Source organism: Streptomyces sp. NRRL F-5123, assembly GCF_000721495.1.
Lineage (GTDB): Bacteria > Actinomycetota > Actinomycetes > Streptomycetales > Streptomycetaceae > Actinacidiphila.
The window spans coordinates 37783-62037 of the sequence record NZ_JOHY01000044.1; the positions used below are offsets into that span (position 1 = coordinate 37783).

Consider the following 24255-nt stretch of genomic DNA (forward strand, 5'->3'; position numbering starts at 1 on the left):
TCTGATCGTCATGAGTCGTGTCGCCCGGTCACTCGTGCCGCAGTGCTTCGATGGGCCGCAGGCCCGCGGCCCGGTTGGCGGGGTAGCCGCCGAAGAACAGCCCGATGGCCACGGCGATGGCGAAGGCACCCCACACCGACTCCGGGATGATCACCGGTTTGATCCCGACGATCGTGAAGTGCGAGCCGATCAGCCCGCCCACGACGCCGAGCCCGCCGCCGATCAGCGACAGCAGCGTGGACTCGGCCAGGAACTGCCCGAGGATCACCCCGCGGGGCGCGCCGATCGCCTTGCGGATGCCGATCTCCCGGGTCCGCTCGGTCACCGTCACCAGCATGATGTTGGTGATCCCGATCCCGCCGACCAGCAGCGAGATCGCGGCCACCGCGCCGAGCAGCACCGTGAAGGTCTTGTTGGTGTCGGACTGGGTGTCCAGCAGCGACTGCTGGCTGCTGACGGAGAAGTCGAGCGCGTTGGGGTCCTTCAGCCCGTGCTGGGACATCAGCACGGTCGTGATCTCGCTCTGCGCGTCCGTGGTGGCGCCCGACGAGGTCGCCTCGACCAGGATCTGGTTGACCGAGCCGAAGCCGGTGAAGGCGTTCTGCACGGTCGGCAGCGGTGCGACGACCACGTCGTCCGGGTCCTGGAAGCCGGTGCCGCCCTTGGTGGCCAGCACGCCGACCACGGTGAAGGGGGTGCCGCCGATGACGACCTTCCTGCCCACCGGGTTCGCCGTCCCGAACAGGTCGGTGGCGGTCGTCGAGCCGATGACCGCGACCTTGCGGGTGTTGAGGACGTCGTCGGCGGAGAAGTAGTCGCCCTTGTCCACCTTGCTGTTGGACGCCTCGAAGTACGCCGGGTAGGTGCCGACGACCTGGCCGACGGTGTGCGACGTGCCGTCGTACACCGCGGTCTGGGACGTCGTGACCTCGGGCGCGACCGCCTTGACGTGCGGCGCGGCCGTGGTGTCGGCGATCGCCCGTGCGTCGTCCACGGTCAGCGGCTTGGTGCCGGCCGAGGAGGACGATCCGCGGCCGCCACCGAAGCCGCCGCCGGAGCTGACGGTCAGCGAGTTGGTGCCGAGCTTCTCGATGGAGTCCTTGACCGACTGCGACGAGCCGTTGCCGACCGCCAGCAGGATGATCACGGCGGCCACACCGATCAGCACGCCCAGCATCGTCAGCGCCGAGCGGACCTTGTTGGCGGCCAGGCCGCCGACCGCGAAGCGCAGCGTCTCCAGGGGGTTCACCGCGAACCCCCCGCCGGTCCGGCGATCGCCTGGGGCGCGCTGCTCGCGAAGAGCGCCGCGTCGCGCAGCGCGGGCGGCGGGCCCTCGGCCGGGGCCTGCCGGACGTCGGCGACGATCTGCCCGTCCACCAGCCGCACGACGCGCTTGGCGTGCCGGGCGACCTCGTCCTCGTGGGTGATCAGGACGACGGTGCGCCCCGACGCGTTGAGCCGGTCCACGATCGAGAGCACTTCCTCCGTGCTGTGGCTGTCCAGGTTGCCGGTCGGCTCGTCGGCCAGCAGCATCGCCGGTGCGGTGACCAGCGCGCGGGCCACGGCCACGCGCTGCTGCTGGCCGCCGGACAGCTCGTTGGGGCGGTGGTCCATCCGGTCTGCCAGGCCGACCAGCTCCAGTGCCGCCATCGCCCGGCGGCGCCGCTCGGAGGTCTTCACCCCGGCGTAGGCGAGCGGGAGTTCGACCTGGGCGAGCGCGGGGGTGCGCGGGACCAGGTTGAACGACTGGAAGACGAAGCCGATCTTGCGGTTGCGGACCAGCGACAGCTGGTGTTCGTCGAGGCCGCCGACGTCGATGCCGTCCAGCAGGTAGCGGCCGGAGGTCGGCACGTCCAGGCAGCCCAGGATGTTCATGAGCGTGGACTTGCCGGAGCCGGAGCTGCCCATGACCGCGACCATGTCGCCCTGCTCGACGACCAGGTCGACACCGGACTCCTCGCCGGTCAGCTCGTCGGGCGGGCCGCCCAGCGCGCGGACGGTCGCGTCACCGCTGCCGTACGTCTTGCGCAGCGACCGCACCTCGATGACCGGCGGCGGGCCCCACGGGCTCTCCGCCTCCGTCTCCGTCTCCGTCTCCGCGGGTGGCGCGGCGCCCCCTCCGCGGTGGGCGCCGCCGCCCAGGCCGAACCTCATCAGCGGCCACCCGCGCCCTGCCGGAAGCCGCCGCCGCCCGCGGCACCGAAGCGGTTGCCGCCCCCCAGGTTGCCGAGGCCGCCGGGGAAGGCGCCGCTCGGGAAGCCGTTGCTGCCGGACGAGGCGACCTTCGGGATCTGCACCTGCTGGCCCTCCGTCAGGCCGGAGGTGATCTGGTCGGTCGAGTCGCCCTCGACGCCGACGGTCACGGGTGTGCGGGTGGTGGAGCCGTCCTTGTTGACGACCAGCACCGAGCGGTTGGCGCCCGTGCCGGACACCGCCGCGGTCGGCACGGTCAGGGTGTCGGCCGCGGTGGCCGTCGTGACCTGGATGCTGGCGCTCAGGCCGGTCCGCAGGTTGGACGTGTCGCTGGTGATCTGGAGCACCGCCGGATATTGCACGGCGCTGCCGGACGAGCCCGCGCCGGAGCCCGAGCTGCTGCTCGCCGGGAGCGAGCTGATGGACAGCACCTTGGCGTCCAGCACGGTGCCGGACTCCGCGTTGAGGGTGACGGTCGCGGTCTGGCCCGCCTTGATCTTGAGCGAGTCGGCCTCCGAGAAGTTCGCGGTGACCTGCATTCCCGCGGGGTTCGTCAGCACGATGAAGCCGCTGAGCGAGCCGGAGGACGAGCTGCTCGACGTGCTGGAGCCGCCGCCGCTGCCCCCGCTGCCTCCGCTGCCGGAGCCACTGCCGGACGTGCCGGAGACGGTGTCGCCCTTCTCGCCGTCGACCGAGGCGACCGTACCGGCCACCGGCGCCTTGAGCGTGGTGCCGTCGACCGCGCGCTCGTCGGCGTCGACCTGGTTCTGCGCCTGCGTGACCTGGGCCTGCGCCTGCGCGAGCTGCGCGGCGTCGACGGTCGGGGTGGGCGACGGGGAGGGCGAGGCCTGCGCGCCGCCGCGGCTGCTGCCGGAGCTGGAGCTGCCGTTGGAGGAGGAGGCGGGCAGCTCGCCGGCCTCGACCTTCGTGAGGTTGGCCTCGGCGGCGTCGAGGGACGCCTGGTCCTGCTTGAGCGTCGCCTTCGCGTCCGTCGCGTCGACCTTGGCCAGCACCTGGCCCTTCTTGACCTTGTCGCCCGGCTTGACCTTGACCTCGGTGAGCGTGCCGCCGGTGGTGAAGTTCAGGCCCGCGTCGCTGGGCGAGACCAGGGAGCCGGAGCCGGACACCGTGGCGGAGACCGAGCCCTTGGCGACGGTCGCCACCCTCGCGGTGCCGCTGCCGGTGGACTGGGCGCCGTCGTCGTGGACGGCCGCGTAGGCGCCGCCGGCGCCCGCGAGGACGACCACGCCGAGCACCGAGTTGATCAGGGCGGCCCTGCGCCGCCGTGGAAGCACCTTCATGGCCCGCATCCTGGCGGGCCACTCCTTTGATGCCCTGGGAGGAGCCTGGGAGTTCCCTGGGAGGACATAAGCCGCTTGTACGCCGTTACGCCGCATCCCTCCGGCAGACGTGTCCGCCTCGTCCCCTCCGGGCCGTTCTGCTCCCCGGAAACTCACAGGCGGCGGTCGGGTAGCGCCTACGTGCGTGCGGTTCAGTCATGGGCTGCCGCCCTGCGCACGCTCCTTTCCCCGCGCGCACGTGCGGGGCGGCAGCATCCGTTCCCGCCCTTTGAGGAGACCCCGGCCATGACCTGGACCCCCACCACCGCACTGCGGGCCGGCGCCTCGGTCGCCGTCCTCGCCTCGGGAGCGCTGCTGCTCGCCGCGTGCTCCTCCTCGGGCGGCTCGGGCTCGTCCGACGCGAAGGGCACGACGTCCGCGTCGGCGTCCTCGACAGCCTCGGGGGCCGCGGACATGGCCGCGTACCGCGACTGCCTCGCGAAGAACGGCGTCCAGCTCCCCAGCTTCTCCCCGGGGGCGGGCCGCCCCTCCGGCCGCCCGAGCGGCATGCCCTCCGGCCGCCCCACCGACGGCAAGGGCTTCCGCGGCGGCTTCCCCGGCTTCGGCGGCGCGTCCGCCGACCCCAAGACCCAGAAGGCGATGCAGGCCTGCGAGTCCCTGCGTCCCCAGTTCAACCGCGGCGCGGGCGGCGCCGACTCCAGCGCCTTCGCCGCCTTCACGAGCTGCCTGAAGGACCACGGCGTGACCCTCCCGACGTCCTCCGCCTCCCCCGGCGCGAACGGCCGCCGCGGCGGCATGTTGGGCGGCCTCAACACGTCCGACCCGAAGACCGCCAAGGCCTACACCACCTGCAAGGCCCTCCTCCCCTCCCGCCCGACGCCTTCGGCGACCTGAGTTCGGCACTCCGGGCCCCTCAGACGCCTGCGCGTCGCGGCCCGACTGCGGGAGCTGCCGCCAGGGCCCGGAGACCGCCCTACGCGCCCGGCCGGCCTGACCGGGTCGCCCGGATCAGGGTGGTGGCCATCGGCGGCTGTCCGTCATCCCCGGGGTCGGGCAGGACGTCGGCGGTGAGGTCCGTGAAGCCGGCCTCGGTGAGGAGCTTCTCCCACACAGGCGTGTCCAGGACCCAACGGTCCATGGTGCTGCTGGTGCCGTCGTCGTGGCGCATCCGGATCGTGCCCGGCCGGACGTCGGTCTCGGCGGCGCGGCCGCTCCTGTAGTGGGCGAGGGTCGCGATGACGACGGTCCCGCCCGGCCGCAGAGCTGCCGAGACGGCGGGCAGCAGGTTGCGGGGATCGGTGAAATCGACCGCGCCGAAGTAGGAGTAGGCGACGTCGAGGGAGCCGGGGGCATCCCGGAGAGCCGTGGCGGCGTCGCCGTGGATGAATTCCAGGGTGGGCAGGTGGCCGTAGAGGTCGCGGCCGCGGGCGATCTGCGTCCAGGAGGTGTCGATGGCCAGCACGCGGGCCGCACCGAGGACGTCGGCGATGTGCGCGGCCTGTCGTCCGCTCCCGGAGCCGAGGTCGGCGACCGTACGACCGGCGACGTCGCCGAGGATGTCGGCGCCGGGCCCGATGCGCTGGTACCAGTCCCAGTACAGGCGGCCGGCGGTTCCACGCGTCCGGTCGTCGGAGATGCGGCTGCGGCCGTAGGCGTTCCAGGGATCGGCGGCATGCGTCCGGGGGAAAGTCACCCGCCACATCCTGGCGGCTCAGCGGGCCGCGCGTGGCCGGTCCTCCCCGATCCACTCCAACGGTGTCGGCCCCCGCCTCCCAATGGGAGTCGGGGGCCGAGGAGCGGTGTGTCAGTGGCTGTCGTTGCCGGGGTGGCAGGGCCCGCAGTCGTTGGCGTCGGCGGCCCACAGGGGCTCGTCGACGGGGAAACCGTGAAGGGTGATCTGCTCCGCGGTCCGCGGGACGCTGCCGTCGAGCTTCACGTCGACGAGGGGAACATGGTGCAGGAAGTGGCCGTCGTTGTACTTCTGGCAGAACTCGGCGTAGGCGACGGTGTCGAGGATCATCGTGTGGACGCCGATGTCCACGATCTTGCCCGGCGCCAGGCCGAGGCCCTGGCCGCGGGTCTCCATGGCGGTGATGAGGTAGGCGACGGCCTGGCCGAGGACGCGTTCGGCCATCACGCTGTCGAAGGGGTGGTCCCGCATGAGCAGGCCGACCAACTTCGCCCAGTGGTCCGGCGCGATGAAGGTGCGCGGGTCACGGACCGGCGCGAGTGCGCCGGTCGGGGTGGGGCTTTCCAGAGTGGTGGTCACCAGGTGCTCCCTTCGCGAGGTCCCCGGGGGTTCGGAGGCTCTGGTGCCAGTACGCCGCCGTTGCGGACCTGGCGGTGGTCGATTGCCGGACTGTGCACGGCGTTTGCAGATCCTGCACACGACGTGGACACAATGTGCAGCCGCTGCTACCGTCAGTAGCCTGGCCCCATCGGCCCGTGGAGACGCGATGCTCGACGTCGATCCGCTGTGGAGCAGCCAAGTAGCGCGCCAGCATGTGGAACGCCGTCGGCCCGGTGGCCTGATTCGCCTGGGGCGTCACCAGCGGGGCTGGCGGCAGGCCGAGTTAGGACATCGGATCGGCTGCTCGGCTTCGACGGTTTCCCGGCTGGAACGCGGCCCTGCAGGGGACCTACGTCTCCTCCAACGGGCAGCCCGTGAGGTGGGCGTACCGAACAGCGTTCTCAGCGCGGCACTGGGCCTGTCCCGTGCGGCCGCCGATACTGTGGCAGGCAGCCGTGACGAGGAGGACCTGATGCGCCGCCGATCCGTGCTCGCCGCCGGCCTGGTCGCCCCGCAGCTCCTTGCGGGCGTCGATGACGCCCTGGCCGCCGTGCCCGCACCTACCGCGGCACCCGTCGTGCTCCGAGCCCAGATGGCCCGGGCCCGGAGTACGTTCGACTCCGGCCAGTACACACAGGTCCTCAAGGGGCTCCCCGGCCTCCTCGCCGACGCCCACCAGGCCGCCCGAACCCGCACCGAGGCGGGCTTCGGCCAGCTGTCCACGTGCTACGCCTTCGCCGTGGATGTCCTGACGAAGATCGAGAGCTACGGCCGGGCCAGGGTCGCCGCCGACCGCGCCACGGTCTACGCGGACCTGTCCGGCTCGGTTGTCGCCGCAGCCGAGGCCGCCCGCCAGACAGCGATCGTCCTGCGGCACGAGGGCAAAGCACACGCGGCACAGAAACTCGTCACGGACGCAGCGGTGTCCGTGGAAGCCACCGGGCTGACCACCGACACCCAGCGAGCGGCCTACGCCCAGATGCTGTGCACCACCGCGTACACCGCGGCGCAGTCCGGGGACCGGGTGGAAGCGCTGACGATGATCCGGGAAGCAGCAGGGGCTGCCCGCGTTCTCCCGGCCGTGGCACCACAGGGCCAGCTCTTCCCGGTGACGCCCGCATCGGTCGACGCGTACGCCATAGGCGTCCACTGGGCACTCGGCGACGCCGGTACCGCAGTCGACATCGGCAGCCGGCTGTTCGCGCAGCAGTTCACCACGGTTGAGCGGCGGGGGCGCTTCCACACCGACATGGCCCGCGCCTGGTGGCAGTGGGGCCGACCCGAGCAAACCGCAGCCGCGCTACTGGACGCGGCGCGCATCTCTCCGGCCGAGATCCGCGACCGGCCTGCCATCCGGCGGATCATCACCGAACTCCGGCACAGACACCCGCATGCCATCGGCGTACGGGAGCTGACGCGGCTGACCACCACCTGACGTCCGCCGGCCTCCAGCCGCGGCGGACCCTGCTCCGCCGGGCCATGGCCCGGCCCCGTCAGCCGTACGAGAGCTTGCTGCAGGGGTCCGCGTCCGCGGAGCGGGCCCCCTTGCTGATGTTCGTCGGGAGGGGTGTCGGGGTCGAGGAGGCGGGGGTCTTGGCGGCGACGGCGGCGTAGTCCGAGCCGAGGACGACGTTGATGCCGGTCGTGTTCAGGGGGACGAGCTGGGCGCCGGGGAAGAGCTTGGCGACGGTCTTCGCCTGGGCCTCGTCCGCCGTGCCGTACTCGATGCGGGTGACGGCGTGGTCGCGGGACTTCGCGTTGGTGGTGTCGAGCACCGTGAAGCCGTGGGACTTCAGCAGGTCGCCGCCCTTGCCGGCGAGGCCGGTGGTGAGGGTGCCGTTGTAGACGGAGACGTCGATGCCGCTGCCGTCGACCGTGGCGCCGGGGCTCGGTGTGGCGGACGCGCTGGGCGTCGTCTTGCCGGAGGCGTTGACGCCGTCGAGGGTCTGGTCGGCGCGCAGGGCGGCGAAGAGGTCGTCGACGTCCGGGTGGACCAGGTCGATCCGCGCGCCGGCGTACTTCCACGGGGCGGTGATGAACTGGATGTTGTTCAGGTCGATGCCCTTGAGCGACATCCCGAAGGACATCAGCTTGGCGGCGCTGCCGAGGCCGGGGTCGACGGTGAGGGACTTGGTCGCGGCGTTGGCGAGCGGCAGCAGCGTCGTGGGGTTCATGCCCTGGCCCTTGACCTTCTTGATCAGGGCGGAGAGGAAGGCCTGCTGCCGCAGCATGCGGCCGACGTCGGAGTTGTCACCGACACCGTGCCGGACGCGGACGTAGTCCAGGGCGTCCTGGCCGGAGAGGTTCTGCATGCCGGCCTTGAGGACGACCTTGCCCTTGTGGCCGAGGTTGGGGTTGAGGTCCCCCTGGTAGATGTTGTTCGGGACGCAGACCTCGACGCCGTGGACGGCGGAGGTCATGGACGCGAAGCCGGCGAAGTCGACGACCATGGTGTGGTCGACCCGCATCCCGGACAGCTTCTCTATGGTGTTCTGGGTGCACGCGGGGTTGCCCTTGGCCGTGCTGCCCATGGAGAAGGCCGAGTTGAACATCGCGGCCTTCTGGTCCTTGGACCACTTGCCGTCCGGGAGCAGGCAGGGCGGTATCTCGACGAGCGAGTCGCGGGGTATGGATATGCCGACCGCGTGTTTGTGGTCGGGGTAGACGTGCAGCAGGATCGTGGTGTCGGAGCGGCCTATGTCGCCGGAACCGGAGCCGCCGAGCGCGCCGTTCTCACCGGAGCGGGTGTCGGAGCCTATGAGGAGGACGTTGACGGCCTTGTCGCCGTTGGCGTCCGCTTTCGTCTCCGCCGGGCGGTCCTTGCTGATGCCCGCGGAGTCGAAGGTGTCGATGTTCGCGTTGAGTTTGAGATAGATCGCACCCGCGCCACCGACGACCAGCACCACGAACGACACGACTATCGCGATGATCCAGCGTTTGCGGTTGTTCTTCCGTTCCCGCTTCCGCCCACGAACGCCCATCTGCCTTTACACCTTCGGTCCGGTGGCACCCGCACACATCACGACGAAGCCCCAACTTCTACCAGTTGATCCGGCTTGGCCGTATGACCCGGGTCACAGGCCGCCGGGAGGGCGTTTGCCCAGCGAGACACTGTACGGCGTCAACATTTGGGTGACGTGTGAAAAGCGTGGAGTAACCGGGCGGACTTGCGGCGAAGCTCGGGCGGCGCCGGCCGGCCTCAGTGCGGCAGTGCCTCGTCGAGGGTGCGGACGGGGTGGAAGACGGCGTCGAGGCCGGTGAGCGCGAGCAGCCGCAGGGTCTGCGGGTGGGCGCACACCATGGCGGTGCGGCCGCCGCGGTCGAGCACCCGTCGGCGGGCGCGGACGAGCAGCGTGAGCCCGTAGCAGTCGATGAACTCGAGCGGCCCGAGGTCGAAGACGACGAGCGGCGGGGTGCCCGCGAGGGCGGCGGCGTCCAGGTGCGGGTGCACCCCGTGGGCGCTGCCGAGGTCGATCTCCCCGGCCAGCTCCACGACGGTGGCCCGCGCGAGCCGGTACGAGCGCGCGTGCACGGTGGGCGGCGGCAGCCCTTCTTCGTTCACCGGAGTCCCCCGTCCCCTGGGCGTGACTCGCGCCACCGTAACGGCGCCGCGGCACGGCCGGGGAGGGCGCACGGGGCGCGCGCGCCCGTTGTTCACCCGGAAGAATGAGCAACAGGCAAAACGACCGATTCCCACCCCGGGGTCACGGCCTCCGCGGCGGCCCCGGCGTCACAGGCCCCGCGGCGTCACAGCCCCCGGGGCCGCGGCTCCCGGCGGGACGGCCCCGGCGGCACGGCCCCCGGCGGCACCGCTCGCGGGATCACAGCTCCCGCTGGAGTTCGGCGAGCCAGTCCAGCGAGTCGGCGGGGCTGAGCGCGATGCGGCCCAGTGTGGTCATGGCCTTGTCGTACTCCACGACCTCGTCGTGCTTGTCGATGTAGAGCGCGCCCGTGAGCTGCTCCAGGTACACCAGGTCCGGAAGGTCGGACTCCGGGAAGCTCAGCAGCGTGAAGGCGCCACCGCCGGCGGCGTGCCCGCCGATGGCGAACGGCAGCACGCGCACCTCGACGTTGGGCGCGTCCGCGGCCTCCAGGATGTGCGCGATCTGGTCGCGCATGCCCTGCCGGGTGCCGAACGGGCGGCGCAGCGCGCCCTCGTCCATCACCGCGACGAAATGCGGGGCCCGCTCGGAGACGAGCAGCTTCTGCCGCTCCAGGCGCAGCCCGACTCGTCTTTCCACCCAGGCGTCGGCTGCGTCAGGGTGACCAAGCCGGATCACCTGCCTTATGTAGTCCTCCGTCTGCAGAAGACCGTGCACGAACTGCACCTCGAAGGTGCGGATCAGCGCGGCGGACTCCTCCAGGCCCACGTACGTCTGGAACCACGTCGGCATCACCTCGCCGTAGCCGTGCCACCAGCCGGCCGCGTTCGCCTCCCTCACGAGTCCCAGCATGGCGAGCCGCTCACCCTCCTCGGTGACGCCGTAGAGCGTCAGCAGATCGGCGACATCCCGCTCCTTGAAGCTGACTCTTCCCAGCTCCATGCGGCTGATCTTCGACTCCGAGGCCCGGATCGAATACCCGGCGTCCTCCCTGGTGATCCCCCGCGACTCACGCAGCCTCCGCAGCTGCGCTCCGAGCAGCATTCGTCGCACGATGGACCCGCCTCCCGGCTGCCCTGCGCTCATAGGTCACGCTCCGCCCTTGGTTCATCAGCAGTGTGCCACTAATGACTTGCGGGCAGTACCCGTCTCGTCACTCTCCAACGACACGTGCATCAATTCCTTGCAGATGCACGTGCAGACGCCCTTGCATCCTCGGGTGCCGATCCATGAGCATGGTGACCGTGCAGATACCCCGGGGGCAGGTATGAACGCGGAGACCGCACCGGCGCTGTATCCGTTATGGCAAGGCGTGCTCGCGCCCGAGCGGCTTGCCGCGGGTGACGGCGCCACGTGCGAACTTCCCGCCACCCCGGAATCGGTGCGCGAGGCGCGCCGCTTCACGCGTACGACACTGCAGCGCTGGGATCTCGCCGCGCTGCGCGACTCCATGGAACTGGTCGCCTCCGAGCTGGTCACCAACGCGCTGCGCTACGCGGTGCCGCCGGACGCCCCGGGCACCCCGGTGCGGCTGAGCCTGGCCCGCTGGACGAGCCGGGTGGTCTGCGCGGTGCGCGATCCCAGCGAGGTGGCGCCCACGCCCAAGGAGGCGGATTTCGTCGCCGAGACGGGCCGCGGGCTGCACCTGGTGGACTCGTTCAGCGAGAAATGGGGATGGCATCCGCTGGGCGGTACGGGAAAGGTGGTCTGGGCGCTGTTCCTCGCCGCCCCGGCCGTCCCGATTCTGCAGTCCTGAGGGGCGCGGACTCAGGGGCCCGGCATGAGGTGATCGAACTCACCCGCCTTGACGCCGATGATCATCGACTCGATCTCGGCGCGGGTGTAAATCAGCGCCGGCCCGTCCGGAAAGCGCGAATTGCGAACGGCCACGTCGCCGTCGGGCAGTGCGGCGAACTCCACACACGTGCCATTGGCATTGCTGTGCCTGCTCTTCTGCCAGACCACACCCGCGAGGTCATCAGCGGGCATTCCATTGTGCGTCCGGCGCATCAGCCACTCTCCAATAGTGCCGTGTGGTACAGGAGATGATAACTCGGAGCGAGCGCACGTGCATCTGCACGTGCAAGTGCACGTGCAGTCACGCCGTGTAAGGTACGCGCCCGCTCTGACCCGAACCTGCCCGGTATGAGAAACGCGGTGGCAGTCCCCCCACTACGGTCCGATACGATTGACGGTCCGTAGATGAATTTCTCACTCCACGCTACGAATTGGGAGCAGCCTGCAATGGCTCGTCACCTCATCACCTCAGCCCTCCCCTATATCAACGGGATCAAGCACCTGGGCAACATGGTGGGGTCCATGCTCCCCGCGGACGTCTACGCCCGGTATCTGCGCCAGCGCGGCCACGACGTCCTCTACATCTGCGCCACCGACGAGCACGGCACCCCGGCGGAACTGGCCGCGAAGGAGGCCGGGCTCCCGGTCGACGTCTTCTGCGCGCAGGCCCACGACGCCCAGAAGGCCGTCTACGACGGCTTCGCGCTCTCCTTCGACCACTTCGGCCGCAGCTCCTCGCGGCAGAACGTCGAGATCACCCAGCGCTTCGCGCGCCGCCTGCACGAGAACGGCTTCATCGAGGAGCGCGCCGTCCGCCAGGTCTACTCGCTGGCCGACGGGCGCTTCCTGCCCGACCGCTACATCGTCGGCACGTGCCCGCACTGCGGCTACGACAAGGCCCGCGGCGACCAGTGCGAGAACTGCACCCGCGTCCTCGACCCCACCGACCTGATCGAGCCGCGCTCGGCGATCAGCGGGAGCACCGCGCTGGAGGTCAGGGAGACCAAGCATCTCTTCCTCCTCCAGTCCGAGCTCGCCCCCGAGGTCGAGTCCTGGCTCGACGCGAACAGCGCCGACTGGCCGACCCTGTCGTCCTCGATCGCCCGCAAGTGGCTCACCGAGGGCCTGCACGACCGCGCCATCACCCGCGACCTCGACTGGGGCGTGCCCGTCCCCGCCGACACCTGGCCGGAGCTGGCCGCAGAGGGCAAAGTCTTCTATGTCTGGTTCGACGCGCCGATCGAGTACATCGGTTCCACCAAGGAATGGTCCGACGCGGCCCCCCAGGGGGAGACGCGTGACTGGCAGTCCTGGTGGTACGAAGCCGCGGATGTCCGCTACACGCAGTTCATGGCCAAGGACAACGTCCCCTTCCACACGGTCATGTTCCCCGCAACCCAGATCGGAACCAGGGAACCCTGGAAGACGGTGGACTATGTCAAGTCGTTCAACTGGCTGACGTACTACGGCGGAAAGTTCTCCACCTCCCAGCGCCGCGGCGTCTTCACCGACACCGCACTTGACGTACTCCCGGCGGACTACTGGCGCTACTTCCTGATGGCGAACGCGCCCGAGTCCGACGACTCCTCCTTCACGTGGGAGCTGTTCACGGCGGGCGTCAACAAGGACCTGGCCGACACACTCGGCAACTTCGTCAACCGCGTGCTCTCCTTCTCCCGCAAGCGTTTCGGCGACGAGGTCCCGGCGGGCGCCGCCGCGGGCGAGGCCGAGGCGAAGCTGGGCGAGCAGATCGCGGCCCTGCTCGCCGAGTACGAGGGCCACCTCGACACCCTCCAGTTCCGCAAGGCGGCGCAGTCGCTGCGCGCGCTGTGGAGCGCGGGCAACTCCTACCTGGAGGAGAAGGCCCCCTGGACGGCGGTCAAGACCGACCCCGACGGCGCCGCCCTCACCCTGCGCACGGCGATGAACCTCATCCACCTCTACGCGGTGGTCTCCGAGCCCTTCGTCCCCGCCTCGGCGGCGGCGATGCGCGCGGCCTTCGCCCTCCCCGCGGACGACGCCCGCTGGATCACCCCGTCCGAAGCCCGCGCCCTCGACGCGGTCCCGCCCGGCACGCCCTTCACGGTCCCGCCGGTGCTCTTCGCGAAGATCACGGAGGACGACCTCGCGTCGTACGTGACCCGCTTCGGGGGCGACCCGACCGCGTAGCCCCTACCCGAAGGCCGCGGAGGACAGGAGGTCCCAGGCCTCCTGGAAGCGGGCCGGGGTGGGGGTGGCGAGGCAGGCCACCGCCCAGACGACCGTGCCGTCGGGGGCGACCGCCGTGCGGGTCAGCTGGCGGGTGCCGCCCACCGTGCGGCAGGCCTGGTACGGGGCCGCCTCCGCGAGGGGGAGCTCGTAGGCGGCGGCCTTGCCGAGGGACATCTTGGAGGGCTGGCGGCGGAACATCACCAGCGCCCCGTCCTTCTTCAGCGCCAGCGCCAGCGGGGTGCAGAAGCCGTCGAGGGCGTGCGCGCAGCCCCCCGCGGGCAGCACCATGCGCTGCGTGCCGAGGAAGAGGCTCGTCGTCGCGGGGTCCGCGAACTTCTGCCAGCCCTTGCCCGCGGGCAGCCGGAGCACCAGGCCGCCCATGCCGTCGGGCCGGTAGCCGGACGGCGGCGTGGTCGGCGCCGCCGCACCGGTCCGCGGGGACGCGCTGCCCACCACCGCGGGGGCCGCGCGGCCCCCGCCGTCCGGCCGTACCAGCCCGGGCACGGCCACCAGGCCCGCCGCGACGGCGAGCACCGCGCCGCCGGTCACCGCGGCCGTACGCCTGCGGCGCCGCCGCCGGACCCGCTCCCGTACCCGCTCCAGCCGCTGCGCGGGCGCGGGCGGTTGCGGCACCGCCCTCTCCAGCAGCGCGCGCAGCTCCCGCTCCGCACGCTCCGGCTCCGCACCCGGCTCCGTACGCTCCGGCTCCGTACGCTCACTCATCCGCGCTCACCGCCGTCCGCCCCGACCGCCTCGGGCAGCAGGCCGCGCAGCGTCCGCAGCGCCTTGGCGGCCTGGCTCTTGACCGTGCCCTCCGAACACCCCAGCGCCTCCGCGGTCTCGGTCACGCTCAGGTCCTCGAAATACCGCAGCACCACGACCGCCCGCTGCCGCACCGGCAGCGCCCGTACGGCCGCGGCGAGCGTCTGCTCCAGATCCACCCCGGCGTACGCGTCCGGGGCGGGCGCCCCGTCCGGCACGTCGCCGTGCGGCACCTCCCCGCGCCACCGGCGCCGCCACCACGAGGCGTGCGTGTGCACCAGGGCCTGGCGGACGTACGCCTCGGGGTTCTCGTCGGCTATCCGCGGCCACTTCGGCCATACCTTCGCCAGGACGGTCTGCAGCAGGTCCTCCGCGAGGTGGGCGTCGCCGGTGAGCAGCCAGGCGACACGCAGCAGTCGTTGGCCGCGTGCCGCGACGAACTGCTCGAACCCGCCCTCGCCCACGCCGCTTCCTCCCCACACCCTCCTAACGCCCCGCCCCGCCACCCGGGTTGCCCCTGCGGGACGAGCATTTCGCGCTACCGCGCGGGGCGAACGTTCCGCGCTACCGCGCCGGGCGAACGTTTTCAGGGGCGCGGGGAACTGCGCGGCCAGCCCCCACCGGGGCGCGGGTCGTCACCGACCCGAAGGGTCAGTTCGGTCCTCCCCCAGAGCTCCGCCTGGGAGGTGCCCCCAGGACCACCGGCCGGTGGTGGGTTGCTCGCGCAGTTCTCCCCCAGAGCTTCGCCTGGGAGGGACCCCCACGCGCCCCTGGTGGGTGCCCCGCGCGGCACGCGCAGCCCGGAACGGGTGCCCCGCGCGGCAGCGCAAGACGTTCGCCCCGCGCGGCAGCGCAGAACGCTCAGCCCGCGCGGGGCAGAGGCGCGTACCCCGCGCGGCGGGGCGCCTACTTCCGGCGGAGCTGGATGTGGAGTTCGCGGAGGCGGGTCTCCGAGACCTCCGACGGCGCCCCCATCAGAAGATCCTGCGCCTGCTGGTTGAGCGGGAAGGCGATCGTCTCCCGGATGTTCGGCTCGTCCGCGAGGAGCATGACCATGCGGTCGACGCCCGGGGCGATGCCGCCGTGGGGCGGGGCGCCGAAGTGGAAGGCGCGGAGCATGCCGCCGAACTCCGCCTCGACCGTCTCGCGGTCGTACCCGGCGATCTCGAAGGCCTTGTACATGACCGCGGGCTCGTGGTTGCGGATCGCGCCGGAGGAGAGCTCGATGCCGTTGCAGACGATGTCGTACTGCCACGCGAGGATGTCGAGCGGGTCCTTGGTCTCCAGGGCCTCCAGGCCGCCCTGCGGCATGGAGAACGGGTTGTGGGAGAACTCGACCGCGCCGGTGTCCTCGTTGCGCTCGAACATCGGGAAGTCGACGATCCAGCAGAAGCGGAAGACGTCCTCCTCGAACTGGCCGGTGCGCTTGGCGGCCTCGACCCGGACCGGGCCCATGATCTTGGAGACCTCGTCGAACTCGCCCGCGCCGAAGAAGACCGCGGTGCCGGCCTTGGCGCCGACCGCCTCGACGAGCGCGGTGACGTCGTCCTCGGTGAGGAACTTCGCGATGGGGCCGGTGAGGGCGTTGCCCTCGCCGACCCGCACCCAGGCGAGGCCCTGCGCGCCGAGCGAGACGGCGTACTCGCCGAGCTGGTCGAAGAACTTGCGGGGCTGGTCGGCGGTGTCCGGGACGGCCAGGGCGCGGACGTGCTTGCCCGCGAACGCCTTGAAGCCGGAGCCGGCGAACACGTGGGAGACGTCGACGAGTTCGAGCGGGGTGCGCAGGTCCGGCTTGTCGTTGCCGTACTTGAGCATGGACTCGCGGAAGGGGATGCGCGGGAAGGGCGAGGTGACGCGGCGGCCGTTGCCGAACTCGGTGAAGAGGTCGGTCATGACCTTCTCGATGACGCCGAAGACGTCCTCCTGCTCGACGAAGCTCATCTCGACGTCGAGCTGGTAGAACTCGCCGGGCGAGCGGTCGGCGCGCGAGTCCTCGTCGCGGAAGCACGGCGCGATCTGGAAGTAGCGGTCGAAGCCGGAGATCATCAGCAGCTGCTTGAACTGCTGCGGCGCCTGCGGCAGGGCGTAGAACTTGCCGGCGTGCACGCGCGAGGGCACCAGGAAGTCGCGCGCGCCCTCGGGGGAGGTGGCGGACAGGATCGGGGTGGCCATCTCGTTGAAGCCGAGGGCGGTCATCTCGCGGCGCAGGAAGGAGATGACCTGGGTGCGCAGCATGATGTTGCGGTGCATGCGCTGGCGGCGCAGGTCGAGGAAGCGGTTGGTGAGCCGCATCTCCTCATTGGCGCTGTCCTCCGGGAAGACCGGGAAGGGCAGCTGGTCGGCGGCGCCGAGCACCTCCAGGGAGGCCACCTCGACCTCGACCTCGCCGGTGGGCAGCTCCGGGTTGACGTTCTCCGCCGAACGGGCGACGACCCGGCCGTCCACGCGCAGCACGGACTCCTTGGACTGGCTGCTCAGCGCCTCGTACGCGGGCGAGCCGGGGCGGGCGACCAGCTGCGTGAAGCCGTAGTGGTCGCGCAGGTCCACGAAGAGGATGCCGCCCAGGTCACGGCGATTGTGCAGCCAGCCGGACAGGCGGACGTCGGTGTCGACGTCGGTGGCGCGCAGCTCTCCGCAGGTGTGTGACCGGTACCGGTGCATCGTGGGTTCGTCCAAGTCGTCAGGTCGTCGCGATGGTGGGGGAACCCCCACAGCCTACCGGCGGCGGGCCGCGCTCCTCATCCCCGCATCCCCCCTCGGGGGGCCGCCCGGGGACCCCCGCGGGCGGGGCCCGAAGAGGGGCACATTCGCCCATATCATCGCACTCCTCCTAAACTGGCCCAATGCACACCGAGGACGTGCTCGCGGCCGTGGGGTCGGGGGTGTGGCAGTGGGAGCAAGCGACCGAGGAGATCGCGGTGGACGCCCAGGCCGCGCACCTGCTCGGGCTGCCGGACGGCGCGGGGACGTACCGTACGGCCGCGGTCCGCGCCTGCCTGCACGCCGCGGACTACGTGTCGGTGTCCGCCGAGGTGGAGCTGGCCGCGGCCGAGGGCACGGTCGCCGAGCAGCTGGTGCGGGTCGTCGGGCCGGACGGGTCGGTGCGGCGGACGCTGCGGGCCCGGATCGCGCCGCGCCCGCCGGGGCGGATCCGCGGCACGCTGCACGAGGTGCCGGTCGGCGGGAGCCGGTCGGGGCGCCCGCCGCGGGACTGGCGGCGGGCCCGGGAGGCCTTTCTGCTGGACGCCGGGCGGGCGCTCGCCGAGGCGGACTCCACGGAGGAGGTGCTGCGGGTGGCCGCGACGCTGTCCATGCCCGGCTTCTCGCCGGACGGCCTGGCGGTCTTCGGCGTCGACAACGACCGGCTGTCGGCCATCGGCCACCACGGGCAGGAGGTCATCGACCCGAGCATCCTGGACATGCCGCTGTCCGCGGACTACCCGGCCGCGGTCGTCGCCCGCACCGGCCAGGCGGTCTACCTGCCCACACCCCGGTCGTACGCCGAGCGCTTCCCCGCCACCTGGCCGCTGGTGCGGCCGTACGGGCGCGTGTCGTGGTCGTACCTGCCGCTGACCGTGGCCGGGACGACGATCGGGGCGTGGATGGCGGCCTTCCGCGACCCGGTGGAATTCACGCCCGACGAGCGCGCGGTGCTCACCACGGTCGCCCGGATGCTGGGCCAGGCGCTCGCCCGCGCCGGCCAGCACGAGTCGGAGCGGGCCCTCACCGACGGCCTGCAGCGCACGATGCTGCCCGCCCGCAAACCCGACGTCACCGGGATGGCGGTGGCCGCCCGCTACGTCCCCACCGGCGGCGGACTCCAGGTCGGCGGCGACTGGTACGACGTCATCGACCTGCCCTCGGGGCGCACCGCGATCGTCATCGGCGACGTCCAGGGCCACGACGTGCGGGCCGCGGGCATCATGGGCCAGCTGCGGATCGCGCTGCGCGCCTACGCGGCCGAGGGGCACGGCCCCGACGCCGTCCTCAGCCGCACCTCGCGCTTCCTGGCCGGGCTCGGCCGCACCTCCGCCGACGCGCGCTTCGCGACCTGCCTGTACGCCGAGGTCGACCCGCTCACCGGCGCGCTGGAGATGGTGCGCGCCGGGCACCCGGAGCCCGCGGTACGGCTCGGCGACGGCACCACGATCGTGCGCCGCAGCGAGGTGGGCCTGCCGCTGGGCATCGAGCCCGACGCCGACTACCCCACCACCCGGATGGTCCTGGAGCCCGGCGAGGTGCTGCTGCTGTGCACGGACGGCCTCATCGAGACCGGCGGCCACGACCTCGACACCGGCTGGAGCCGGCTGTCCAGGGCCCTCGCGGCCGGTCCGCCGGGCGACCTGGAGGTCCTCGCCGACTCCCTCGTCGACGCCGTCCACGGCCCCGCCTCGCACCAGACCACCGGCCCGCTCGTCGACCGCCGCGAGGACGACATCGCGCTCGTGCTGCTGCGCCGCGACCCCGAGGGCCCCACCTGCGCGGTCCCGGTGCGCCGCACGGTGCTGGCGATCCCGCAGGACGACCCGGGGCGGATCCGCGCCGCCCGCGCCGACATCCGCGCCCTGCTGCACGACTGGTCCTCGCCCGACCAGGTCGAGTCGGCCGTCCTGCTGGTCTCCGAGGCCGTCACCAACGTCCTGGTCCACACCGACGGCGACGCCGTCCTCCTCGCCCAGGTCACCGGCATGCCCGGCACCCGCCGGCTGCACGTCGACGTCGGCGACCGCTCCGACGAGATGCCCCACCGCCGCTCCCCCGGCGAGATGGCCTCCTCCGGCCGCGGCCTGCTCCTGATGGAGGAGCTGGCGGACGCGTGGGGCGTCGACCCGCGCGGCGACGGCAAGGCGACGTGGTTCGAGCTGTACGAGACGCTGCCGCCGGCCGCGGTCGCGGGATGACCGGGCGAACGGGCCGCTGAACGGCCGGGCGAATGGCCGGGCGAATGGCCGGGATGGGGATGTGCGGGCGGGTTATCGTATGGGCTGAGGGATTCCGGGCGTCAGGGGAGGGGGAGCCGGGATGGGCTCACCGGATGCGCAGGAGTTGACCACGCGGGCCGCGCAGTTGCGAGGGCTGGCCGCCGACATCGAGGCGCTGCCCGACAAGGCGCGGACGTTCGCGACGCAGACGATGACGAAGTGGGAAGGGCCGCACGCGGACCGCACCCGCGGTGAGATGAACACCTGGCGCAACACGTGCCACACCGTCGCCGAGCATCTGCGGACCGAGGCGAACACCTGCGAGCAGGACGCCAAGGACCTCAACAAGAAGCACTAGGGGCCGGCGGGCGTACGCGCGGCACCGCCGGGCGTACGCGCACGCACGGCAGCACACCGACCGACCGCGACAGGGAGCACCCGACCATGCCGTCCTACGACAGTTCCCGTGCCCGGCTCCGGCTGGCGGACCGTCATGTGGCCGTCCTCGGCCACCTCGCGGACGGGGAGACACCGCCCGACGAACTCGCCGAGGCGCTCGGGGAGTTGCAGCAGGTCGGGCTCGTCGGGGAGGAAGGCGAGCTGTCCCCGCTGCTGAAGGACCTGGTCGTCACCTTCGCCGACCCGATGGTCATGGTCCAGGTGGAGGTGACCGGCGAGCACGGGGCCGTCAGCCACGGGATCGTCATCGGGCAGGACGCCGTCGTCGTGCACGACGGGTGGCCCGGGCGGGAGGAGTCGGAGTACGTCTCCGCCGAGCCGAGCATGCTGCTGTGGGAGCTGGCCCGGCTGGTCAACCTGCGCACCGGGGAGACCGTCGAGCCGCCCGTGGAGCGCGTCGAGACCACGATGGGCGTGCTGGACGCCGCCTTCGTCGCGCTCGGCGAGACGCCGGGCGTCGAGATCGCGGAGGGCGCGGAACTGGCCCGCAAGGCGGTCGCCGAGGCGGGCGGGCCCGCCGAGCCCGCGCTGTCGCTCTTCGCCGACCTCGTCGCGGCCCTCAACTGCACCTGGCGCGTCACCACCGTGTGGGGCGGCCGGCAGGACGGCGAGCCCGCGACGAGCCTGCGCGCGCTGGCCGTCTGGGACTGCGGGCCGCTCGGCTACTGGGTGCGCGAGCAGCCCGAGGAACCGATCCTGCCGGGGCAGGTCACCCCGGACAGCCCGCTGCACCTGGCACGCGCGACCGCCGCCGAGGTGTGGGAGCGGCTGACCGACCTGCTGCCCGACAGCGAGGACCTGCTGGACGCACCGGGCGGTTTCACGCCCGCGTCCTAGCCTTCCGCGTCGGGAATTCCGTGTCACCGACGAGCAGGTCGCCGACTCGGAAGACCGGGGCGGCGGGAGGGGCGCCGGCGGGCGGCGGCTCGGCGGTGGCGAGGACGCCGGGTCAGGGCACTGTCTGGCGTTCGCCAAATGTGCGCAAAGGGAACGGGTGTTCGCGCGGAATCGGCCGCATTTGGGCCCGGGCGACCAGGAGTTCGGCTTAGTTGTTTGTCAGTGCCGGTCCCTAGCCTGTGTCGCGCACGTCCTGTGAACACTCTGTGGCAAATCCCAGTGGGGGGAACCGTATGAAACACAGCTCGAAGCGCCGTGCCCTGGCGCTCGTCGCCGCCGTCGGTGCGGCGGCGGGGCTGGCGCTCACCGGCGTCGGCCCGGCGCAGGCCGCCGACCAGCCGGTCATCGCACTCCAGCCGGTCGGGCCGGTCGCGGTGTCGCCGGCGACCCTGACCGGGGTCTCGAAGACGGCTATGCCGTACCTGTCGTTCACGACGACGGCGAACAGCCTGAGCACCGAGGCCACGCTGACGATCGACGTGACGCAGCTCGCCCAGATCGCGGACGTGAGCTTCTCGGACAACTGCACGGTGGTCCAGCACGTCGCAAGTTGCGGGGAGTCGTTCTACTTCGACGACCTGAGCGGGGTGGGGTCGATCGGCGCGTTGACGCAGATGACCGTCAGGGCGAAGGCCGACGCGCCCGCCGGGGCGTCCGCGTCCTACACGGTCAGCGGTACCGCGGACAGCGCGACGATCGTCGGCGGCCAGGGGACGGTGGAGATCGGCGGCCCGGCCTACGACGAGGCTCAGCCGAAGAACCTGACGGACCTGGCGGTCGGGACGACGCTCAGCGAGGGGGTGCGCTTCACCAACCGCGGCGACCGCGCGGCGGACGGCACGCAGGTGCTGCTGTGGGCCTCGCCCGGGATCGGCTTCGCCCGGCACTTCGCCAACTGCGAGTACAGCGGCGGGGACCAGCCCATGGTGGCGGAGATGGCACTGTGCACCATCCCCGGACTGGTGCTGCCGGGAGAGACGGCCGCGCTGTCGCCCGCGGTCCGGCTGAACGTCGAGTCGACGGCCTACTACACCTACATGGACGCGATGATCGCGCCTGCGGGCGACACGAACATCCAGCAGTCCGCCGCGGGACAGCAGTGGACGCAGGGCACGGGCGGCCAGCTGACGCTGAAGGTGATCACGCCGGGAACGGCGAACGACGCGCCGTCCGGCACGGTGTCACTGACCGAGCGCGGCGTGCACGGCAACTACCGGATCGCCGCCCTCCAGGCCGCGAACACCGCGGACTTCTCGGTGAGCGGGGCGAGCGCGACGGCGGCCGAGGGCGACACGGTGACGCTGCACCTCAGCATGACCAACAACGGTCCCGCCACGATCTTCTACCGCAGCGGCGACATCGTGGGTGCCGCCGACATCCAGCTGCCGCCGGGCACCTCTCTCGTCAGCCCCGCCAACGGGACCCACTGCTCGGACCGCACCATCATCTCGCCGGCCGGCGAGGTCACGGACTGCACCGTCACCGTCCACGTCGACCAGGTGATCCCGGGCGCCCAGGGCTCCATCACCATGAGTTGGGGCCAGGCCGGCCACCCGGCGTTCGACACGGACGCTTCGGACGACACGGCCCCCATCACCCTCAACTGACTCCACCCCCAACCCCGCAGGGCCGGATCCCGCAACGGGAGCCGGCCCTGCGGCTGTCCCCCGGCCTGGATGAGGGCGTGCGTCCCGCTCGTACACCAGGCGACCGGCGCAGAGGACCAGGGGCTACTCGCCCCCGCCGTCGCCGGGGTTCATGAGCGCGCGGAAGGGCGCGCTCATCAGGGCCCCGCCGACGGAGAGGGACGAGGTGTCGGTCTCCTCCAGCACCAGTGCGACCGCGAGGTCCGTGGCGTCCACGCCGCCGCGCACCTCGCCCTTGCGCCGCCGTCGCGAGCCCGCGGCGCCGACAGCCTTGCCGTCGGTGAGGGTCACCCGGTCCTCGCCGCGCCGCAGTTCGAGCCCGCCGGAGCGGCCCGTGCGCGTGTAGGTGTACTCGCGGCCGCCGAGCCTGATCCGCAGCGCCCGCGAGGAGCGGCTGACGCCGAGGGAGTTGGCGCCGATCTCGGCGGTGACACCGCCCACCGTGAGGACGGCCTTCTTGCCGAGGTGCGGCTCGCCGCCCATGCCGGTGCCGGTGACGGACGCGGGCGGCAGGTGCTCGCCGACCAGGTCGGTGCGGAAGACGTCGCCGGACTTCCAACTGGCGGGCTTGGCGTAGGAGATCCGGACCAGGCCGTAGGCGCCGATGGTGCCGCTCAGGCCGTGCTGGGTGTCGTCCTCGAAGGGTTCCAGTTCGAAGCCGAAATCGTTGTCGCTCATGCGCTTTCCGTGGTGGGGGCGGTCTTCTTGCGGGGCGGCGGGGGCGGGGGGTCTCTCGGTGATGTCGTCCCAGTGCTGCACGATCTTCGCGCCGCCGTAGATGATGCCGGTGCCGACGACGAGCCCGAAGGTGACCGGGTTGGGGGCGATCATGGCGGCGGTGAGCGAGGCGTTGAAGCCGACCTCGGCGACGTCCGCGACGTACCCGGCGCCGTTGCGCTTGAAGGCGTCGACCGGGTTGCCCTGCGAGATGACGTTGGCGGCGCTGAAGACCGTGCCGGCCGCGCTGCCCGCGATGCCGAGGCCGCGCAGGGCGCCCGAGGTCTTGCTCGCCACGCTCAGGCCCTCGAGCAGCGAGGCGCCGCGGGTGGCCGCGGGCACGGTGTCGCTCCCGAGGCGGGCGGCGGTGAAGGCGTTCTTGCCGACGGTGAGGAGGTTGGCGTTGCCGGCCCGCGCGACGGGGACGCCCGCGTGCGTCAGCCCGCCGTAGAGGCTGGCGAGTTCGTCGGAGCCGACGACGAAGTTGATGGCGCCGTTGATGGTGACCCCGCCGGCCAGCGGGCGGCTCATGAAGCTCAGGCCGCGGAAGGCGTTGTAGCCCGTCCCCGTCCAGTCGCCGATGAGGCCGCTGGTGCCGGGTATGCGCTGCAGGCCCGCGCTGATCTTGCCGGGCAGCCAGGAGCCGGGCGCGCTCAGCGAGCGCAGCTTGGGCGACCACGTCTCCATGGCGCGGCCCCACGTCTGGATCCGCGAGCTGGGGATGCGCTGGATGCCGCGGGCCGCCCAGTTCTTCCAGGTATTGCCCCAGCCCTGCTTGAACGAGTTGCCGAGCAGCACCTTCGTCATGGCGGTGCCCTGGACGACGACGTGCCCGGACGCGTCCGTCACCGACTTCCAGTCGCCGTAGGCCCCGAGCAGGTACTGCACCGCGGGCTCGAACGGCTGGAGCCCCGGAATGCTCGTGAGGGCCGTCGCCTTGAGCCGGTCGAGCCAGTCGTTGAGCGACTCGTCCGGCTTGCGCTGGAAGGTGGACGCCTTCGGGTCCTTGCTGTTCGCCACCGAGTTGGCCATGAGCAGGGCCTCGGGGCTCAGGGCGTCGCCCTTGTAATTCTTCAGCTCGTCCGGGGTGAACCCGGCCCACAGCAGGCCGCCCGACAGGTCCCCGTTGTCCATCCGTACGTGCGCGGCCCGTTTGCGCAGGTCGGGCGCGGTCTCGCTGACCCACGCGACCATCGGCCGCAGCCCGGCCAGCTTCGACGTCACCCCGAGCGTGGCCGCTCGCCGGAAGGCGGAGTCGGTGGCGTTCTTCAGACTCGTGGGGGCGGCTCCGTCGAGCAGGGTGGCGAGTTGCTCCAGGTCTTCCGGTTTCACACTGCGCACGTGACGTTTCCCCGTTTCCCCCGAGTCGGACGCGGACGGCTGCGAACGGCTGTGCACACCGGCGCACGCGTGCGGCGCGCTTGGCGACTCCTTGATGGTAGCCAACGACACATTTGA

The 24255-nt window shown here is 71.8% G+C and carries 21 protein-coding genes; 8 read left to right on the forward strand and 13 right to left on the reverse strand.

Annotated elements, in window-relative coordinates:
* Window positions 1-28: 28 nt before the first annotated feature.
* Genes IH54_RS0127985 through IH54_RS0127995 form a run of 3 tightly spaced genes read right to left on the reverse strand, consistent with a single transcriptional unit; the run spans window position 29 to window position 3494 of the window.
* Window positions 29-1249: an ABC transporter permease gene (locus tag IH54_RS0127985; RefSeq protein WP_031522020.1), complete on the reverse strand. Its 1221-nt coding sequence runs from the start codon at window positions 1247-1249 to the stop codon at window positions 29-31.
* On the reverse strand, window positions 1246-2154 hold the full coding sequence (locus IH54_RS0127990) for an ABC transporter ATP-binding protein (RefSeq protein ID WP_078862588.1): 909 nt from the start codon (window positions 2152-2154) through the stop codon (window positions 1246-1248). The genes IH54_RS0127985 and IH54_RS0127990 overlap by 4 nt, the downstream gene beginning before the upstream one ends.
* A complete protein-coding gene (locus tag IH54_RS0127995; protein WP_031522024.1) occupies window positions 2154-3494 on the reverse strand; it encodes an efflux RND transporter periplasmic adaptor subunit in 1341 nt (446 codons plus the stop codon). The genes IH54_RS0127990 and IH54_RS0127995 overlap by 1 nt, the downstream gene beginning before the upstream one ends.
* A gap of 285 nt (window positions 3495-3779) precedes the next feature.
* Here IH54_RS0127995 and IH54_RS40320 point away from each other — a divergent pair, with 285 nt between their 5' ends.
* Window positions 3780-4388: a hypothetical protein gene (locus IH54_RS40320; RefSeq protein ID WP_052397950.1), complete on the forward strand. Its 609-nt coding sequence runs from the start codon at window positions 3780-3782 to the stop codon at window positions 4386-4388.
* 79 nt (window positions 4389-4467) lie between these two features.
* Here IH54_RS40320 and IH54_RS0128005 read toward each other — a convergent pair whose 3' ends face one another.
* Window positions 4468-5196 (reverse strand): class I SAM-dependent methyltransferase, encoded by a 729-nt coding sequence (locus IH54_RS0128005; RefSeq protein WP_063762392.1) that lies wholly within the window; start codon window positions 5194-5196, stop codon window positions 4468-4470.
* 102 nt (window positions 5197-5298) lie between these two features.
* Window positions 5299-5763, reverse strand: a complete 465-nt coding sequence (locus IH54_RS0128010; RefSeq protein ID WP_031522031.1) for a hypothetical protein — start codon at window positions 5761-5763, stop codon at window positions 5299-5301.
* 187 nt (window positions 5764-5950) lie between these two features.
* Between IH54_RS0128010 and IH54_RS0128015 the strand changes: the two genes are divergently transcribed.
* Window positions 5951-7219 (forward strand): helix-turn-helix domain-containing protein, encoded by a 1269-nt coding sequence (locus IH54_RS0128015; protein ID WP_031522033.1) that lies wholly within the window; start codon window positions 5951-5953, stop codon window positions 7217-7219.
* A 58-nt stretch (window positions 7220-7277) separates the two neighbouring features.
* Here IH54_RS0128015 and IH54_RS0128020 read toward each other — a convergent pair whose 3' ends face one another.
* From IH54_RS0128020 to IH54_RS0128030, 3 genes are all read right to left on the reverse strand, one after another.
* Complete coding sequence (locus IH54_RS0128020; protein ID WP_031522036.1) at window positions 7278-8765, reverse strand: LCP family protein; 1488 nt, start codon at window positions 8763-8765, stop codon at window positions 7278-7280.
* A 218-nt stretch (window positions 8766-8983) separates the two neighbouring features.
* On the reverse strand, window positions 8984-9346 hold the full coding sequence (locus tag IH54_RS0128025) for an anti-sigma factor antagonist (protein WP_234343946.1): 363 nt from the start codon (window positions 9344-9346) through the stop codon (window positions 8984-8986).
* Window positions 9347-9605: 259 nt separating this feature from the next.
* Window positions 9606-10472, reverse strand: coding sequence for a helix-turn-helix domain-containing protein (locus IH54_RS0128030; protein ID WP_031522040.1), 867 nt, complete (start codon window positions 10470-10472; stop codon window positions 9606-9608).
* A 181-nt stretch (window positions 10473-10653) separates the two neighbouring features.
* Between IH54_RS0128030 and IH54_RS0128035 the strand changes: the two genes are divergently transcribed.
* Window positions 10654-11142, forward strand: a complete 489-nt coding sequence (locus IH54_RS0128035) for an ATP-binding protein (RefSeq protein WP_031522042.1) — start codon at window positions 10654-10656, stop codon at window positions 11140-11142.
* 11 nt (window positions 11143-11153) lie between these two features.
* On the opposite strand, the gene IH54_RS0128040 is transcribed toward IH54_RS0128035, so the two are convergent.
* A complete protein-coding gene (locus tag IH54_RS0128040; RefSeq protein WP_031522044.1) occupies window positions 11154-11396 on the reverse strand; it encodes a DUF397 domain-containing protein in 243 nt (80 codons plus the stop codon).
* A 234-nt stretch (window positions 11397-11630) separates the two neighbouring features.
* Between IH54_RS0128040 and metG the strand changes: the two genes are divergently transcribed.
* Complete coding sequence (metG, locus tag IH54_RS0128045; protein WP_031522048.1) at window positions 11631-13352, forward strand: methionine--tRNA ligase; 1722 nt, start codon at window positions 11631-11633, stop codon at window positions 13350-13352.
* A 3-nt stretch (window positions 13353-13355) separates the two neighbouring features.
* Here metG and IH54_RS0128050 read toward each other — a convergent pair whose 3' ends face one another.
* The 3 genes from IH54_RS0128050 to aspS form a co-directional block, all read right to left on the reverse strand.
* Window positions 13356-14117: a hypothetical protein gene (locus IH54_RS0128050; protein WP_031522050.1), complete on the reverse strand. Its 762-nt coding sequence runs from the start codon at window positions 14115-14117 to the stop codon at window positions 13356-13358.
* Window positions 14114-14620: a SigE family RNA polymerase sigma factor gene (locus IH54_RS0128055; RefSeq protein ID WP_234343949.1), complete on the reverse strand. Its 507-nt coding sequence runs from the start codon at window positions 14618-14620 to the stop codon at window positions 14114-14116. Before IH54_RS0128055 ends, IH54_RS0128050 begins: the two co-directional genes overlap by 4 nt.
* Before the next feature lie 442 nt (window positions 14621-15062).
* On the reverse strand, window positions 15063-16817 hold the full coding sequence (gene aspS, locus IH54_RS0128060; protein ID WP_031522056.1) for an aspartate--tRNA ligase: 1755 nt from the start codon (window positions 16815-16817) through the stop codon (window positions 15063-15065).
* Between the two features lie 182 nt (window positions 16818-16999).
* Between aspS and IH54_RS0128065 the strand changes: the two genes are divergently transcribed.
* The 4 genes from IH54_RS0128065 to IH54_RS0128080 all read left to right on the forward strand — a co-directional run bounded on the left by IH54_RS0128065 (window position 17000) and on the right by IH54_RS0128080 (window position 22041).
* Entirely contained in the window at window positions 17000-19057 is a 2058-nt protein-coding gene (locus IH54_RS0128065) for an ATP-binding SpoIIE family protein phosphatase (protein WP_031522059.1), read from the forward strand.
* Window positions 19058-19178: 121 nt separating this feature from the next.
* Window positions 19179-19436 (forward strand): hypothetical protein, encoded by a 258-nt coding sequence (locus IH54_RS0128070; protein ID WP_031522061.1) that lies wholly within the window; start codon window positions 19179-19181, stop codon window positions 19434-19436.
* An 86-nt stretch (window positions 19437-19522) separates the two neighbouring features.
* Window positions 19523-20374, forward strand: coding sequence for a hypothetical protein (locus IH54_RS0128075; RefSeq protein WP_031522063.1), 852 nt, complete (start codon window positions 19523-19525; stop codon window positions 20372-20374).
* 293 nt (window positions 20375-20667) lie between these two features.
* Window positions 20668-22041, forward strand: a complete 1374-nt coding sequence (locus tag IH54_RS0128080; RefSeq protein WP_031522064.1) for a hypothetical protein — start codon at window positions 20668-20670, stop codon at window positions 22039-22041.
* A 123-nt stretch (window positions 22042-22164) separates the two neighbouring features.
* Here the strand turns inward: IH54_RS0128080 and IH54_RS0128085 are convergent, their stop codons facing one another.
* Window positions 22165-24138, reverse strand: coding sequence for a hypothetical protein (locus IH54_RS0128085; protein ID WP_159012099.1), 1974 nt, complete (start codon window positions 24136-24138; stop codon window positions 22165-22167).
* Window positions 24139-24255 lie beyond the last annotated feature (117 nt).